14 protein-coding genes are annotated in these 15,891 nt (G+C 62.7%); 4 read left to right on the forward strand and 10 right to left on the reverse strand.

Annotated features, from left to right (window positions below):
- Positions 1 to 28 precede the first annotated feature (28 nt).
- On the reverse strand, positions 29 to 766 hold the full coding sequence (locus DyAD56_RS20115) for a DUF4440 domain-containing protein (RefSeq protein WP_158241406.1): 738 nt from the start codon (positions 764 to 766) through the stop codon (positions 29 to 31).
- A 335-nt stretch (positions 767 to 1,101) separates the two neighbouring features.
- On the opposite strand from DyAD56_RS20115, the gene DyAD56_RS20120 reads away from it, so the two are divergent.
- Both DyAD56_RS20120 and DyAD56_RS20125 read left to right on the forward strand, forming a co-directional pair.
- A complete protein-coding gene (locus tag DyAD56_RS20120) occupies positions 1,102 to 1,521 on the forward strand; it encodes a group III truncated hemoglobin (protein WP_102304620.1) in 420 nt (139 codons plus the stop codon).
- A gap of 42 nt (positions 1,522 to 1,563) precedes the next feature.
- Positions 1,564 to 3,486 carry an FTR1 family protein gene (locus tag DyAD56_RS20125; protein WP_343125318.1) on the forward strand — a complete coding sequence of 641 codons (1,923 nt, stop codon included), beginning with the start codon at positions 1,564 to 1,566 and terminating at the stop codon, positions 3,484 to 3,486.
- A 10-nt stretch (positions 3,487 to 3,496) separates the two neighbouring features.
- On the opposite strand, the gene DyAD56_RS20130 is transcribed toward DyAD56_RS20125, so the two are convergent.
- The 9 genes from DyAD56_RS20130 to DyAD56_RS20170 all read right to left on the reverse strand — a co-directional run bounded on the left by DyAD56_RS20130 (position 3,497) and on the right by DyAD56_RS20170 (position 13,135).
- Positions 3,497 to 3,649, reverse strand: coding sequence for a DUF3470 domain-containing protein (locus DyAD56_RS20130; RefSeq protein WP_102304622.1), 153 nt, complete (start codon positions 3,647 to 3,649; stop codon positions 3,497 to 3,499).
- Entirely contained in the window at positions 3,636 to 6,713 is a 3,078-nt protein-coding gene (locus DyAD56_RS20135; protein ID WP_102304623.1) for an error-prone DNA polymerase, read from the reverse strand. The genes DyAD56_RS20130 and DyAD56_RS20135 overlap by 14 nt, the downstream gene beginning before the upstream one ends.
- Positions 6,710 to 8,122: a DNA polymerase Y family protein gene (locus DyAD56_RS20140; RefSeq protein WP_102304624.1), complete on the reverse strand. Its 1,413-nt coding sequence runs from the start codon at positions 8,120 to 8,122 to the stop codon at positions 6,710 to 6,712. Before DyAD56_RS20140 ends, DyAD56_RS20135 begins: the two co-directional genes overlap by 4 nt.
- A gap of 12 nt (positions 8,123 to 8,134) precedes the next feature.
- Positions 8,135 to 8,764 carry a translesion DNA synthesis-associated protein ImuA gene (gene imuA / locus DyAD56_RS20145; RefSeq protein ID WP_102304625.1) on the reverse strand — a complete coding sequence of 210 codons (630 nt, stop codon included), beginning with the start codon at positions 8,762 to 8,764 and terminating at the stop codon, positions 8,135 to 8,137.
- Between the two features lie 7 nt (positions 8,765 to 8,771).
- Positions 8,772 to 9,341, reverse strand: a complete 570-nt coding sequence (locus DyAD56_RS20150; RefSeq protein ID WP_233202714.1) for a S24 family peptidase — start codon at positions 9,339 to 9,341, stop codon at positions 8,772 to 8,774.
- A gap of 89 nt (positions 9,342 to 9,430) precedes the next feature.
- Positions 9,431 to 10,498 (reverse strand): glycosyltransferase, encoded by a 1,068-nt coding sequence (locus DyAD56_RS20155; RefSeq protein ID WP_233202723.1) that lies wholly within the window; start codon positions 10,496 to 10,498, stop codon positions 9,431 to 9,433.
- 60 nt (positions 10,499 to 10,558) lie between these two features.
- Positions 10,559 to 11,761, reverse strand: a complete 1,203-nt coding sequence (hpnH, locus tag DyAD56_RS20160; protein ID WP_233202735.1) for an adenosyl-hopene transferase HpnH — start codon at positions 11,759 to 11,761, stop codon at positions 10,559 to 10,561.
- A gap of 42 nt (positions 11,762 to 11,803) precedes the next feature.
- A complete protein-coding gene (gene idi / locus DyAD56_RS20165) occupies positions 11,804 to 12,412 on the reverse strand; it encodes an isopentenyl-diphosphate Delta-isomerase (RefSeq protein ID WP_233202737.1) in 609 nt (202 codons plus the stop codon).
- Between the two features lie 168 nt (positions 12,413 to 12,580).
- Complete coding sequence (locus tag DyAD56_RS20170; RefSeq protein WP_102304628.1) at positions 12,581 to 13,135, reverse strand: DUF2147 domain-containing protein; 555 nt, start codon at positions 13,133 to 13,135, stop codon at positions 12,581 to 12,583.
- A 45-nt stretch (positions 13,136 to 13,180) separates the two neighbouring features.
- On the opposite strand from DyAD56_RS20170, the gene hpnI reads away from it, so the two are divergent.
- Complete coding sequence (gene hpnI / locus DyAD56_RS20175; RefSeq protein WP_102304629.1) at positions 13,181 to 14,347, forward strand: bacteriohopanetetrol glucosamine biosynthesis glycosyltransferase HpnI; 1,167 nt, start codon at positions 13,181 to 13,183, stop codon at positions 14,345 to 14,347.
- 23 nt (positions 14,348 to 14,370) lie between these two features.
- Positions 14,371 to 15,852, forward strand: coding sequence for a hopanoid biosynthesis associated radical SAM protein HpnJ (gene hpnJ, locus DyAD56_RS20180; protein WP_233202747.1), 1,482 nt, complete (start codon positions 14,371 to 14,373; stop codon positions 15,850 to 15,852).
- Positions 15,853 to 15,891 lie beyond the last annotated feature (39 nt).

Raw genomic sequence — 15,891 nt, forward strand, 5'->3', positions numbered from 1 at the left:
ATGGGACACAAAACGGCGCGGCAATGCGTCAGCCTTCCTTGCCCAGCCTCAGGTCATTGAATTTCCGCCGCTCGATCAGAACGCTGACTTTGCCGTGCTCGTCGCGCTGGAAGACCAGCAGATTGCGCTCGTCGTCGGTGCCCATGAAGACATCCTTCGCCACGGGCTGCAGCGTGTTCACGGGGCCGCCGGGTCGCGTCACGTAACCAAGCACGCCATGATCGACGGAGACGACCCATGCACGCCCCGGCGCATAGCGAAAGGTGCCCGCGTAGTCATCCAGCGCGAGGCCGGGAACGTCCAGCTTCGGCGGTGGCGTGGGAATGGTGACGTCCTGCGCGCCAGCCAGTTTCCATTGACCACTCTGTTTAACGAAGGTGAGCAGCGACCGGTAGCGCACCACGAACGACTGGCCAAAATAGGATTCGCGCTCGTACTCCTCGACACTAAGCAAGGCACTGTCGCCGTGCAGCCAGGCATGCGGATCGCGCATCTCCATGCTGCCGGTGACGCCAGCGGGAAAATGGCGCAGCGATGCAATGGTGTCGGCCTTGCTCGCCACCCGGCCGAACTCGTCGATGATTACCGCGTCGTCTGTGACCCATTGCTCCCAGGGCGTCTTGTCGCCCACTGGCAGCGCATCCATCAGTGCCTGGGTAGTTTTGACCAGCGCATCGCGCAAGGCCGTTGGCGCTTCTTCGGCATGGGCCGACACCGCAACTATGCCCAAGGCCAAAAGCCCACCTGCCAGTAGTTTTCGAATCATGACCCTCTCCCTGGCGTAGAGCATGCCCCGGCAAGCGGGGACGCACCCGTGCATGAAGTCATCGTGGACAGCCGGGGCAGCACCCGCGCGCGAATCTGACGCAGATCAAGGCGCGACGGCCAGGACTGCTGTTGGTGCTACATCGCCCTGCAGCTGGTCGCCTTGATTCGCATAGCCGGCGAATACATGTCACCACCGTGGCCGTGGTACATCGCCGCGGCAGCGCTCTGGCTGCTTGCACTCACGCCCCGGGTGGCGCGATCGTTATGGATGTACCTCACGCCAGGGCGCGATGGCGCACCGGGCTAGCACGCTTCACTAGACGACGTTCACTCATGGCACTTTTCCCTGCTGCAAACGAGGTCGGCATCGCGACGCTGGTCGACCGCTTCTACGACAAGGTCCGCGCAGACGAGGAACTGGGCCCGGTGTTCAACACCGCCATTCACGACTGGACCACGCACAAGCACACGCTGTGCGACTTCTGGTCGTCCGTCATTTTGCGCACCGGGCGTTACCACGGCAATCCGATGGGCGTGCATCGCGCACTGCCTGCGTTTCCACAGTCGCTGTTTCACCGTTGGCTGGCGTTGTGGGGTGAAACTGCCCGCGAGGTCTTCGACCCGCCCACGGCCGAGCTTTTCATCAGCACGGCCGAGCGTATTGCCCAAAGCATCAGCCAGGGCATCGGCCATGGCCGGCTGGCACTGGAGCACCCGTCCCGGATCCTGGGACCACTGCATATCACGCCGTAACGAGAGTACACTTTACAAATGAGAATAGATCGCATTTGTAAAGTGGCCCGGAAGCTCGCAATCCTGCTCCTTGCCTTCGGACTCGGCGCATCACCTGCGTTGGCGCAACAAGCCACCGACGACCCCACGGCTAGCGTGCCGCAGACCTGGCAGATGCTCGATTACCTCGCGGCGGACTACGCCGGCGCAGTCAACCACGGTGAAGTCGTGAGCGCCTCGGAATACGCCGAGATGCGCGAGTTTGCGCGCCACGCGCGCGCGCGCGTACTGGCCCTGCCGGCATCACCGGCTACACCGGCACTGCGACAGCAAGCTGACCAGCTGGTGTCGCTGATCGATGCCAAGGCACCCGAGGCCGATGTGGCGCGGCAGGCGCATGCGCTCACGGACACGCTACTGCAGGCCTACCCCATTCCCACGGCGCCGACGAAAACACCCGACCTGACACGTGGCGCATTGCTTTATCAGGCGCAGTGCGCGGCGTGCCACGGCGCCACCGGGCATGGCGACGGCCCTGCAGGACTCCAGCTCTCGCCTCGCCCGATCGATTTCACCGAGGTGAGTCGCGCCGACCAGCGCAGCCCGCTGTCGTTGTACGAGGTGATTACCCAGGGCGTCGCCGGCACGCCGATGGTGAGCTACGCCCAAGCGCTTTCCAGCGACGACCGCTGGTCTCTGGCCTATTACGTGGGCACGCTCGCCTATCCCGTGACTGCGACGCAGGGCGAGCAGGCGTGGCGGAACGATGCACGCGCCCGAGGCGCCATCGCCTCGCCGAGCGAATTGGCCCGTGCTCGCGCGGCGGGCTTGGCCGACACACTGGGCGTTGCACAGGCGCACCTCATCATCGGTTACTTGCGTGCCCACCCCGAGGCCGTGCATGAGGCACTCGCGGGCATACCGCTGGCGCGTGCTCGACTGGCGGACAGCCTGGAAGCGCATCGCAACGGTAAAAGTGAAGAAGCCAGGCAGCTCGCGCTGTCGGCCTATCTGGACGGCGTCGAGCCAGTCGAAGCGCAACTGGATACGCGCAATGCCTCGTTGCGTGCACGCATCGAAACAGCGATGGGCGCGTACCGCACGACGCTGTCGCAATCGCCGAACGATGATGCCGCGACCAAGCAAGCGCACGAGGTCGATGGCCTGCTCGGGCAGGCGCAGACCGTGCTGTCCGAAACGGCAGCCAGCCCCATGACGACGTTCATCGGTGCGTTCACCATCCTGGTGCGCGAAGGCCTGGAAGCCCTCCTGGTCGTCGTCGCCCTGCTCGCCTTCCTGCGCAAAGCGGATAGGCATGACGCGACACGTTACGTGCATTGGGGTTGGACACTCGCCTTGTTGGCCGGCGCCATCACCTGGGCGGCGGCCAGTTATGCGATTTCGATCAGCGGCGCCAGCCGCGAACTGACCGAGGGCCTATCGTCGCTGTTCGCCGCCGCCGTGTTGCTGGGCGTGGGCCTGTGGATGCACCAAAAGAGCATAGGCGGCCGCTGGCAGTCCTACCTGAAAGCAAAGATGGCGACGGCCTTGAACCGGCGTTCGGCCTGGTTCGTGTTCGGCCTCACCTTTATCTCGGTCTATCGCGAGGTGTTTGAAACCATCCTGTTCTACACGGCGCTGTGGAACGAGGGTCAGGATGTGTGGCTGCTCGCTGGACTGGCTGCCGGCGCAGTCATGCTCGGCGTCATCGCCTGGGTGCTGCTGCGTACCAGCCAGCGCCTGCCACTGGGGTTGTTCTTCTCCGTCAGTTCGCTGGTGATCGCCGTGCTCGCCATCGTGCTTACAGGCAAGGGCGTAGCCGCCTTGCAGGAGGCGGGATGGACAGCCGTCACCGTGGCGCCAGCACCATCCATTGACCTGTTGGGCATCTACCCCACGTGGCAATCCTTGCTGGCACAACTGGCCGTAGCGCTGATGCTCGCCTTCGGTTTCGCAGTCAATCGTTGGCGAGCACGTAGCGCCTGAGCAGCCACGCTCAGCGAATCAAGAAAGCCCGCTTGTGCGGGCGACCGCCCCAGTCGGCGGCGCCGGGCTTGGCCGGAATCTTGGCGTTGATCACCGGCCACTGCTTGGCGAGCTCGGCATTTCCCCAGCGATACACTGAAACCGTGCACTCAATGGAAGTCACGCGAACGACTGTCCAGCGAACCCAGCAGCTCGCTCAGGTCATGCAGGCGATGCGCGATAAGGTGACTCACGCCATCCACGTGCTCCCAGCGACCGTCCACGCCGAGCAAGCGCGACTCCAGAAAAATACGCCGCTGACGTTCGGCCACCTGGCTCCACACCACGACATTGATGGGACCGTACTCGTCTTCCAGGGTGATGAAGGTGACGCCGCTGGCGGTCTGCGGGCGCTGCCGCTGCGTGACCAGACCCGCGGCACGCACGTGACTGGCGTGAAGACAGCCCTGCAAACTACGTGAATCCACGCACTTGGCGGCGCGAAGACGCGCGCGAATCTGCCGCAGAGGATGCGGCCCCAGGCTGAGCCCCATGCGCGCGTAATCGGCCAGCGTGCTTTCACCCTGTGACGGTGGCGGCAAGGCCACGTCGTCCTCCTGCGGACTGGTGTTGCCGAACAGCGGCAATTGCGCCTCGATGCCCGCCATCGCCCAACGTGCGCGATGACGGTGACCTGCCAGGCCACGCAATGCATCCGCCTCGGCCAGCGCCTCCTGCTGATGGCGATTAAGCCCGGCTCGGGCGCATAGATCGGCCACGTCGTCGAATGGCCGACGTGCCCGCGCGATCATCAACTTCTCCATCACTTCCTGGCGGCATCCGCGCACCTGCCGGAAGCCCAGCCGAAGCGCAAAACCACCCTTCGACGAAGGGTCATCCTCGAGCATGTTGTCCCAGTCGCTATGACGCACGTCCACCGGCCGCACCTTGATACCGTGACGCTGCGTGTCCTGCACGATCTGGCTAGCGTCGTAGAACCCCATCGGCTGCGCATTGAGCAAGGCGCACATGAAAGCCGCGCGGTAATGGCATTTGAGCCAGCAGCTGGCATACACCAGCAAGGCAAAGCTCGCCGCATGGCTCTCGGGGAAGCCATAGGAGCCAAAACCCTTGATCTGCTCGAACAGGCGCGCTGCAAACTCTTCCGTGAATCCATTTTTCAACATGCCGGCCATCAGCCGCTGGCGATGAATTTCCATGTCGCCGTTGCGTCGCCATGCAGCCATCGAGCGGCGTAGCTGATCCGCTTCGCCGGGCGAGTATTCGGCCGCCTCGATGGCCAGCTTCATCACTTGCTCCTGGAATAGCGGCACGCCCAGGGTGCGCTCAAAAACGCTGCGCAGCTTTTCCGAGGGATAGGTGACTTCCTCCTCGCCACGCTTGCGGCGCAAATACGGATGCACCATGTCGCCCTGGATAGGTCCAGGACGAACGATGGCCACCTGGATCACCAGGTCGTAGAAATTCTCCGGCCGGTGCCTCGGCAGCATGGCCATCTGTGCACGCGATTCGATCTGGAACACGCCAATGGTGTCGGCACGCTGGATCAGGTCATAGGTCGCCTGGTCATCCGGAGGAATCGACGCCAGCGTTTCCACGCGACCATGGTGATGCTGCAACAAGGCCAGACACTTGCGGATGCAGGTAAGCATGCCCAGTGCCAGACAATCCACCTTCAGCAGGCGCATGGTGTCCAGATCATCCTTGTCCCATTGGATGATGGTGCGATCGGGCATGGAGGCGTTCTCCACCGGCACCAGATTCGACAGCGGCTGATCGGAGATGACGAAGCCACCCACGTGCTGGGACAGGTGGCGCGGAAAACCCATCAATTCCGCCGTAAGCACGAGCACGCGGCGTAACAGTGGACTATCAGGGTCGAAACCGCGCTCGCGCAGGCGGCCATCCATGGGGTCGTCGCCATCCTGCCACGCAAAGGTGCGCGACAACAGATCGATCTGGTCCGAGGGCAAACCGAGGGCACGCGCCACGTCGCGCACGGCGCTGCGGCCGCGATAGCTGATTACCGTGGCGGCCAGCGCGGCACGCTCCCGGCCGTACTTTTCGTAGATGTGCTGGATGACCTCTTCGCGCCGCTCATGCTCAAAGTCGATATCGATATCCGGTGGCTCGTTGCGCTCGGCCGAAATGAAGCGCTCGACCAGCAGCGTGGTCGTGGCCGGGTCCACCGCCGTCACACCCAGCGCGTAGCAGACAGCTGAGTTCGCCGCCGACCCGCGCCCCTGGCAAAGAATGTCCTTGCTGCGCGCAAACGCCACGATCTCGTGAACGGTGAGGAAGTACGACTCGTACTTGAGTTGCTTGACCAGCTTTAGCTCGTACTCAACCTGATCCCTCACCTTCTTCGGCTCACCCTGCGGCCAGCGCCACTTCAGGCCTTCCTCCGTCAAATGCCGCAGCCATGTGGTCGGCGTCTCGCCCTCCGGCACCAACTCGGCGGGATAGCGATAGTTGATATCCGTCATCACGAAATGGCAGCGCTCGGCGATGCGCACGCTTTCGGCCATCAGCTCCGCGGGGTAGATCGCCGACAAGGCTTCGCGTGTACGCAGATGCCGCTCGCCATTGGGAAATAACAGGTCGCCTGCTTCGGCCACGGTGCGGTGATGACGGATCGCCGTCATCACGTCCTGCAGAGCGCGACGGCGGCGCACGTGCATATGCACGTCGCCCGTCGCCACCATCGGCAATGCCAGCGCCTCGGCCAGCGTGCGCAGTTCTTCGAAGCGGCGCGCATCATCCGACCCGTGATGCAGTTCGACGGCCAACCACAGGCGCCCGTCGAACAAGGTCTTCAGCCATGCTCCGTGTTCCTGTCGTGAATCACCCTGCGGCAACCACAAGGCCAACGTACCCGGCAGGCCGCTGGAAAAATCATCGCGCGTCACGCGATACGTGCCCTTCTCCGCCACACGACGCCCGCGCGTGATGAGGGCGCACAACGCCGTGTAGCCTTGCAGGTTCTCGCATAGCAGCACCAGTTTCGGGCCACTTTCGATCTGGAACTCGGCGCCGACGATCAGCTTCAGACCCGTATCGCGCGACGCCTCGTAAGCGCGCACGATACCGGCCAACGAACATTCATCAGTGATCGCCAGCGCACGATAGCCGCACTCCTTTGCCCGATCGAACAATTCGCGCGCGCTGGACGCACCACGCTGGAACGAAAAATTCGACAGGCAATGCAGCTCGGCGTAGTCGTTCATGCGAACCACCCGTGCAGCATCCAGTTCCCTTGCTCGCCCTGCGCGCAGAACACCCATGCGCATTGCCCCTGTGAGGTGCGGACCACGTAGTAATCACGCCGTATGTCGCCGCCATCCCACCAGCCGGTTTCAAGGCGCTCAGGGCCGGCCAGCACTTCGGGCGGAGGGCCGCGAAAGGGGCGCGGCGTATCCAGCAACCAGGTGGGACGCGGCAAGGTTTCCGGCGACGTTGCCCAGGTGGACGCCGCGGACGTGCTTTGCGCTTTCTCCGGCCGCGGATCCACCGTGCGGCGCAGGTGTTGAATGGCCTGCTCGCCCAACCGTGCGCGCAAGCGTTCGCGCAGCTGCTCCAATGGCACCGCATTCACTGGACGCGTATCGAACAGATCGCGGCCCGCCGGTACGAACGGCGGCAATTCTCGCGCTACAAGCCGCATGGCCATGACCGGTTGCGGCAGTTCAAGTCGCTCGAGGCGACCGCGCGCGCAATCAAACAGTAGCGCGGCATCACGCGCGGCCGTGAGCATGCCCACCGCGACGTGTGTCGGCGCGCCGCTGCGATGCTCCAACTCAAGCTCGAAGCGCTGCACGCCGCCGTCGCGACCGGCGAGATACGCCGCCAGGTCACCCGTCAGGCGGCGCAACGGAAACATCAATGCCTCGACGTGCTCGATCTCGTGCGTCCACTCCATGCGTTGCTCGAACGCATCGGGCGGACGGTAGCTTTCCATGGGTGTCGGCTCATCGCCGGTCAGGCGATCGAGCTGGGCAACCAAGGCCTCACCAAAGCGCCGCTGCAACCCGGCACGCGGCAGCTTGAACACTTGCCCCAGCGTGCGGATGCCCATCGACGGCAAGCCTTGCGTGGCCTCCGCCGGCAAACGCGCACGCGCAATAGGCACGGGAGACAGCGCATCCCGAAGGACCTCCGGCGAGGTGACGGCCAGACCATCGTGCACACCCGCCAGCACATAGGCGGCGTGCGGCGTCGGCGCGAGTGCAACGCGGTGACGGAAACCCAGCCCCTGCAAGTCATCGCGCAGCAACGACTCAAAACGCGGCCATGGCCCGAACAGGTTGAGGCTGCGACTGACCTCCAGCACCACAGCATGCGCATACAGGCCGACCTCGGCGCTATAACGGTACGCCCAGGCAGCCAACAGACGATGCCAGCGTGCCTCGTCTTCCGCGTCGTGCTCGATCATCACGAACTGTTGCAGCAGCGCCTGTGCCGCGACGAGCTTCTGCCCGCGATACATGCCCGCCGCACGTGCTGATGCATTGGCTGCATGCACGATGCGCGCCTGCGCGGGGCCACTCACCAACACCAGCGGCTCGTCCGAGGGTGGCCGTCGCCGGAGGACACCGTCCAGCGCCAGTTGCGGCAGCAGTATGCAGGCCCAGAGCACGATAGCGGCCCGTCACGACCAGCCAGAAGCCAACGCCAGCGATACCGCCTGCATCGGCGGGTTTCCGCCACGGCATTTGCGTACGCGCACCTGCCACTCAGGTGTGCTTTCCAATTCCAGGCGCAGGGCGGCCGGCGAAGCCTGCACCGCATGGTGGCGATCACGAAATACAAAGGCCAATGCTTTGCCGGTATCGGCGGCTACCTGCAGGCGGCGCAACGAACGATCGTCCGCTTTCATGGGCCATGCCAGCACGGCGGCGCAACTGGCCGAGCGCAGACATTGCTCGGCAGCCCACAGCACATCGCGCTCGTCCGCCTGCACGATATCTACGCGCGACATCACCACACCACGCGCCTCCCATCCCGCCACATAAGGCACATAGGGTGGCGCGATCACCATCACCGTGCGCTGCTCGCGCGTCAGTCGCGCCAGCGTGGGAAGCACCAACTGTAATTCGCCCACGCCATCGGCAGGCAGCAGGATCTCGGTCATCGCATGCTCGGGCCAGCCACCGCTCGGCAACGCCGCATCAAGCATCGGCCAGCCAGTGGGCTGGGTGCTGGACGGCGCTGGAGCGGCACGCCCTTGCCAGACCTGGCGGCTATGGAGGAGCGAATCGAGCGCGACGACCTGACCCATGACACGGTTACCGCAAGGTTCGCAGGCAACGCGTAACGACGCCCCACACGCTGAGCGTCTCGCCCTCACGGAACACAATGGGCTTGAAGTGCGCGTTCTCCGGCAGCAACGCCACGTGCCCATCCACCTTGCCCAGGCGTTTGATGGTCAGCTCGTTATTGACCACCGCCACCACGATGTCGCCCTGGCGCGGCGCAAGCGCACGATCCACCAGCACTTCATCGCCATCGAAGATGCCCGCGCCGATCATCGACCAGCCCGACACGCGAATAATGAAGGTGCTCGGCTCATGCCCAGGCAGCACCAGATGCTGGTTGAGATCGACCACTTCGTCGATGTCGTCATCGGCCAGCGAGGGCACACCGGCCGGCACACGACTGAGGAAGGCCGTCAGCGCGACCGTTGACGGATCCAGCGAAACGGGGCGCGGCGCCTCCAACGAGGCGGGACTGCGGTAAGCATCCAGATACGCCAGCACCGCCGGCACCTGACTGTCAGGCACGCGAATGCGCTGGCTCGGTTCGCCGGCAGGGCGACCGGCGCCGGAGCGGCGTCCACCGTGTTCTGAAGGAGGCATGGAATAACTTGATTACCGGGACGGCAATCAAGATACCACGACGGCATTCTCATGGATCGAGATTCAGCGGGTCGCGAATAAAATATAAATCATTGATTAAAAAGAAAATCATACACCGCGCCATAGACCCGCCCCTTCCATTGGGAACGCACGCCACGCCAGTAGCGGATCGCTGAGCTCCAGGTCATGCCCAGATACAGGCCCGCCCCAAGCGGCAGCAGCAATGCCCACCACAGAGGCATCCGGTAATACCGGAGCATGGGCAGATAGCCCAACATCATGGCCAGCCAAGCCACCCAGGCCAACGGCCAGACATGCGCCACCCCGAGCAAGGCCAGCGGCACACCGTAAGCCAGCAGGAACAGGAACGTCACCACCAGCAGCAACGCGGTCGAATATCCCAATTGGGTAAACGCCGAGCGCGCCACCATGCGGTGGATGGAGTCGAAACTGCCGTACGGCCGCAGGCTCACCACGTCGCGGCTCAAGCCGATCCAGGTACGCCCACCCGCCCGTTTTATCTGACGCGCGAGCGTGCAATCGTCGATCAGTGCATCACGCAGGCTGGCAAAGGCGCCGATGCGCTCCAGCATGTCCGTATCCACCAGGATGCAGCCGCCCGCCCCCGCTGCCACCAGCGTGGAGCGCGAATTGGAAATGGCGAACGGATAAAGCAGCTTGAAGTAATAGACGAACGCGGGCAGCAGCAGGCGATCCCAGAAACTGGTGCGGCGCAGATCCGCCATGATCGAGACGAACTGTCGCTGCTCGCGTTGCTTGTGTGACAGCAGGGTCGCCAGCATGCCGGGGCGCAACTCGATGTCCGCATCCAGCAGCAAAGTCAGCGGCGTACGCACGTGTTGCCGGCCCTGCTCCAGTGCCCACAGCTTGCCCGCCCAGCCATCTGGTAAGGGTGCACCGGAAACCACGCGAACATTCGAGAAGGCGCTCGCCACTGCCGCCGTGGCATCGGTCGACTGATCGTCGATCACGATGACCTGCAAGCCATCGCCTTGCGCCTGCAGACCACGCAGCGTCGTACCGATCACGTCGGCCTCGTTGCGTGCGGGAATCAGCACCGTGATGCCGTCGAGCCTTAAGCCCGACGGTGAACCGGCCTCAAGATGCTCGCGCGTGCTCCAAGGTCGCCACGGCACGAGCAACAGTCCCAGCCACATAAGGACTGGGACGATGGCGCAGACAAGCGTCCACATCGATCAGTGGCCGGCGTCCGCTCCCTGCGAAGGGTTCCGACGCTGGATGGCACTGATGGGAATATGGATGGCCGTTGCGTCGTTGCGATCGCCGTACAGCACCGGCAGATCTGGCGCCATCGCGCCATCCGTGCGCGGACCAAACGTCGCCACGCGCGCGGCCTTCAACGGATGCGCAAAGGTGTCATCCACTGCCGTGCCTTCGAAACCGCAGTGCGCCATGCAGTTGTCGCACTTGGGGTTGATGCCGACGCCGTACTTGTCCCACGCGGTGTCTTCCATCAACTCTTTGTACGAGCTGGCATAGCCCTCATCAACCAGCAGATAGCACGGCCGCTGCCAGCCGAAGATGTTGTAGGTGGGATTGGACCACGGCGTGCACTGATAGCTCTGGTTGCCCGCGATAAAGTCCAGGAACATCGACGATTGATTGAACACCCACTTGCTCTTGCGTTCCTTGCCAACACGGAACACGTCGCGGAAAAGATTCTTGCTTTCCGTGCGCCCAAGGAACACATCCTGTCGCGGCGCATGCTGGTAGCTGTAACCCGGCGACACCGTGATGCCCTCGATGCCCAGTGACATGGCGAAGTCGAAGAACTCGGCGATCTCTTCCGGTTTCTCGTTATTGAATAGCGTGCAGTTGATGGTGACGCGGAAACCGCGGGACAACGCCAGCTTGATCGCCGCCACCGCCTTGTCGAACACGCCCTCCATGCACACGGATTGATCGTGCCGCTCCTTCAGCCCATCCAGGTGAACGGACCAGGTGAAGTACGGCGACGGCGTGTACTCGTCGATGTGCTTGGTCAACAGGAGCGCATTGGTGCACAGGTAGATGAACTTCTCGCGCGCGATCAGTCCCTGCACGATCTGCGGCATCTCCTTGTGGATCAACGGCTCGCCACCGGGAATCGACACTACCGGTGCATCGCACTCGTCCACAGCACGCAGGGCGTCTTCCACACTCATGCGTTTCTGCAGAATTTCCTTCGGATGATCGATCTTGCCGCAACCTGCACAGGCCAGATTGCACTGAAACAAAGGCTCCAACATCATCGCCAGCGGATACCGCTTCTGTCCGCTCAGCTTCTTGCTGATGATGTAACGCGCGATCTTGGTTTGCTGAATAAGAGGAATGCCCAACGGAATCTCCTCATCGATGATCGATGGATCGTTACGAGCCGCGCCACCGGCGCGAGCCACAAAATTCCAGACGTTTACATCGTTGAACCAAAGTATAGGCGCTCAGGACGCCAGCGTCGCCGGCGGCGCGAACACATGCGCATGCTCTCGCCGCAATCGATCCCACTCGATCTTGAACCACGGCGTGAAACGTTCCGGATGGGCAACGATCTCGCGATCGAGTGCATCCGGCGCCACATAGCGCCATGCCGCGATCTCATGGATATTGGCGACAGGCGCCACATCCGTTCGACCGGCATACACCCAGCAGAGTTCATGTTCCGCACCTTCCGCATCGAATTGCGCCTGATACTGAAACTTGAACTGAAACTGGAACTCGCACTGCATGCCCAGCTCTTCGCCGAGCCGGCGGTGGATAGCCGTCTCCATAGTCTCGCCGCGACGCGGATGGCTACAGCAGGTATTGGACCAATACCCCGGCCACAATCGCTTGCCTTCGGCGCGCTGCTGGAGCAACAACTCGCCATCCGTGTTGAACACGAATAACGAGAACGCACGATGCAGGATGCCCTGCCCGTGGTGTGCGGCAGCTTTGTCGAGGAAGCCAGTTTCGCGGTCGTGTTCATCGACCAGCACCAGCGGCTCATCCTGGAAGGAAACCACGTCCCTTGACCAGACTCTTTCGTTGTAGTCCAACTCGCGGCTAGCCAAGGCTCAAACCTCTCTCTTCCGGTGGACAGCGATACACGCCCGGTCATCACATCTTCGTCACAAATGGCGTAACGCGCTTCCGACCGTCAAACGAATGCCCACTCAGGCTAGCAAGGATGAGCGAAGCCGAGTAGTCCCTCGCAAACATTTGCGCCGCATCGCCCGTCGTCAATTCGTCGAATGAACGCTGCTTGCCGGTGCAGGAAAGGGCTCGTGCGTGCGCGTCCACGTGGTGCTTCCGCCCAGCAGCGGTATGCCGATGTAGCCACGCAGTACGAGACGATCGGGTGATGGCACATGAACCTCGCAGTGGTATTCCTTGCCGTTGTCCGAGTTATAGACATGACCATCCACCCAGGCATGCGCATCGGCGTCATAACGCAAGCCCCACAACAGGCGCAGCCCCGTCAACGGACGGGAGCGCAACGCAGGATCGGGGTTGTGCCGATCCGTGACCGTCTTGCCATTGAGCTCCGATCCATCCTCGGGACCGTAGGTGTCATGCAGTTGCCAGACGATGGTGCCGACAAAGGCATCACCCTGCGGCTCGATGCGGATGATGGCGTCACGACTATCCACCAACCAGTCGCCCGTGATGGCCGCAGCAGCGGAGCCGTCGCCGGAGGGCGCCTGGGCAAACGCCGCGCCACATGACAGACCGCATACCAGGAGAAACCGAACAGCCCACTGCCATCGGGAAAGATAGGTTTTCACAAAGTGCATGCATTAACTTTGGAAGGAATGGTAGATCGCGTCCGAGCTGACTTCATGCCGTTCTATGCCTCCGTTACAACACCGCTGTCATGGCTGGGCATCGCACTCGCCCTGTCCGCTACGGCATACGCTGGCCTGAGCTTGTGGGCCTGGTTCCGGTGCGAACGTGCGAACAAGCATCGGCGAGCGAATGTGAACGATCAGGCAAGCCGACCGGTCAGCGTTCTCAAGCCGCTGCATGGCGCCGAGCCAAGGCTTTACGAGAACCTGCGCGGCTTCTGCGAGCAACATTACGCACACTATGAACTTCTCTTTGGCGTGCGAGATCCGGAGGATCCGGCTATCGCCGTAGTGCAGCGACTGCAACGTGAATTCCCCCAGTTGCCCATGGCGCTGGTGATCGATCCGATGGTGCACGGTGCCAACCACAAGGTCAGCAACCTGATGAACGTGCTCGCGCAGGCACGGCACGACTGGCTGGTGCTGGCGGACAGCGACATCAGCGTGACGCCGGACTACCTTTCGCGGGTCACCGCGCCGCTGAACGATCCGCGTGCAGGCATCGTGACGTGCCTCTATCACGGCGTATCGCATGCAGCCTTGAGCTCCCGGCTGGGCCAGCTGTTCATCGATGACTGGTTCGCACCTTCCGTGAGGCTGGCGCACGCTTTCGGCTCTACCCGTTTTGCGTTTGGCTCCACCATTGCCCTGCGCCGCGATGCGTTAGAGGCGATTGGCGGTTTCGACGCGTTGAAGGACACCCTTGCGGATGACTTCTGGCTGGGTGAACGCACGCGCCAACTGGGCATGCATACGGTGCTGAGTGACCTGGTCGTGGGCACCGATGTCAGCGAAACGCGGCTCGCCAGCCTTTGGCATCATGAATTGCGCTGGCTGCGCACCATACGCGCCATCTCCCCGCTGGGATTCATCTTCAGTTTCATTTGCTTTACTTGGCCCGTGCTGCTGCTCGCCCTGCTGCTGTCGCCATCCGCGCCCTGCCTCGTCATTGCAGTCTTTGGTGGAATGGCGCGCACGGCGCGCTATCTCGCATCATGGCGGAGCACCGCAAGACCTTCCCGGTGGCATGACTTTTGGCTCACCCCTTTCCGCGACGCGCTATTGCTGGTGGAATGGGCGGGTGCGCTGATCCACTGGCGGGTGGATTGGCGAGGACAGGTATTGCATGCGCGCGACCACGCGCCATCGCGGTATCCTTAATGAACGCAAGGCCGAAAAGTGCGATGAACCACTCGTTGCAAACGCAGAACAAACTGCTGCAGGAGCTTGGCAATCCCATGAAGACGCTTTTTCTACAAGCCCCTTCGTTTGATGGTTTCGACGGCGGAGCCGGTTCCCGTTACCAAGCCAAACGCGAGATCAAGAGTTTCTGGTATCCCACCTGGCTAGCTCAACCGGCCGCACTCGTCCCCGGATCGCGCGTGCTCGACGCCCCGGTGGAAGAACTGTCGGTGGAAGACACCCTCGGCATCGCCGGCACCTACGACCTGGTGATCATCCACACCAGCACGCCATCCTTCCCCACCGACGCGAAATTCGCGGAGCTGCTCAAGGATCGTCACCCCAACATCCTTATCGGCATGGTGGGCGCCAAGGTGGCGGTGGAACCGGATGCTTCGCTGCTCGCGTCGCAGGCCATCGATTTCGTGGCACGCGAGGAGTTTGACTACACCTGCAAGGAAGTGGCCGAAGGCCGCGCCTTCAAAGACATCGCCGGCATCAGCTACAAGCTGACCGACGGCAGCGTGCAGCACAATCCGTCGCGCGCCACCATCGAGAACATGGACGATCTGCCCTTCGTGGCGCCGATCTACCAGCGCGACCTGAAGATCGAACGCTACTTCATCGGCTACCTGATGCACCCGTACGTGTCGATCTACACCGGGCGCGGCTGCCGATCCAAGTGCACATTCTGCCTGTGGCCACAGACGGTGGGCGGCCATCGCTACCGTGTGCGCTCGGCCGCCAACGTGCTGGCCGAGGCGAAGTGGATCAAGGAGAACATGCCCGAAGTCCGCGAACTCATGTTCGACGACGACACCTTCACCGACAGCTCCAACATGGATCGCGTGCACGACATCGCGCGCGGACTGCACGCCATGGGCTGGACATGGAGCTGCAACGCCAAGGCCAACGTACCGTACGAGTCGCTGAAGATCATGAAAGAGAACGGCCTGCGCCTGCTGCTGGTGGGCTACGAGTCGGGCGACGACCAGATCCTGCACAACATCAAGAAAGGCCTGCGCACCGACATCGCGCGCACCTTTACCGAGAACTGCCGCAAGCTCGGCATCGTCGTGCATGGCACGTTTATTCTCGGTCTGCCGGGTGAAACCAAGGAAACCATCGCGCGCACCATCCAGTACGCCAAGGAAATCAACCCGCACACCATCCAGGTATCGCTGGCCGCGCCCTACCCGGGCACCTCGCTGTACAAACAGGCCATCGAGAACGGTTGGCTGGAACCCAATAACTCCGCTCACTTGGTCAACGAGAAGGGCGTGCAGCTGGCGATGATCAGCTATCCGCACCTCTCCAAGGAAGATATTTTCCACGGCGTGGAAACGTTCTACCGCAGCTTCTATTTCCGGCCCTCCAAGATCTGGGAGATCGTGAAGGAAATGGCTGGCAGCTGGGAGATGACCAAGCGACGATTGCGCGAAGGCGTGGAGTTCTTCCGATTCCTGCGCGCACACGAGGCATGACCGCAAGGCCTGCGCTGTACCGATGACTGCTCCACCCGC

It is taken from the genome of Dyella sp. AD56 (assembly GCF_002878475.1).
In the GTDB taxonomy this organism is placed as follows: Bacteria; Pseudomonadota; Gammaproteobacteria; order Xanthomonadales; family Rhodanobacteraceae; genus Dyella.

Bases quoted from the DNA above. Each gene is read 5' to 3' on its own strand.
- DyAD56_RS20115 (WP_158241406.1), bottom strand. From the start codon at position 766: ATGATTCGAAAACTACTGGCAGGTGGGCTTTTGGCCTTGGGCATAGTT.
- DyAD56_RS20120 (WP_102304620.1), top strand. From the start codon at position 1,102: ATGGCACTTTTCCCTGCTGCAAACGAGGTCGGCATCGCGACGCTGGTC.
- DyAD56_RS20135 (WP_102304623.1), bottom strand. From the start codon at position 6,713: ATGAACGACTACGCCGAGCTGCATTGCCTGTCGAATTTTTCGTTCCAG.
- imuA (WP_102304625.1), bottom strand. From the start codon at position 8,764: ATGGGTCAGGTCGTCGCGCTCGATTCGCTCCTCCATAGCCGCCAGGTC.
- DyAD56_RS20150 (WP_233202714.1), bottom strand. From the start codon at position 9,341: ATGCCTCCTTCAGAACACGGTGGACGCCGCTCCGGCGCCGGTCGCCCT.
- DyAD56_RS20170 (WP_102304628.1), bottom strand. From the start codon at position 13,135: ATGCACTTTGTGAAAACCTATCTTTCCCGATGGCAGTGGGCTGTTCGG.
- hpnI (WP_102304629.1), top strand. From the start codon at position 13,181: ATGCCGTTCTATGCCTCCGTTACAACACCGCTGTCATGGCTGGGCATC.
- hpnJ (WP_233202747.1), top strand. From the start codon at position 14,371: ATGAACCACTCGTTGCAAACGCAGAACAAACTGCTGCAGGAGCTTGGC.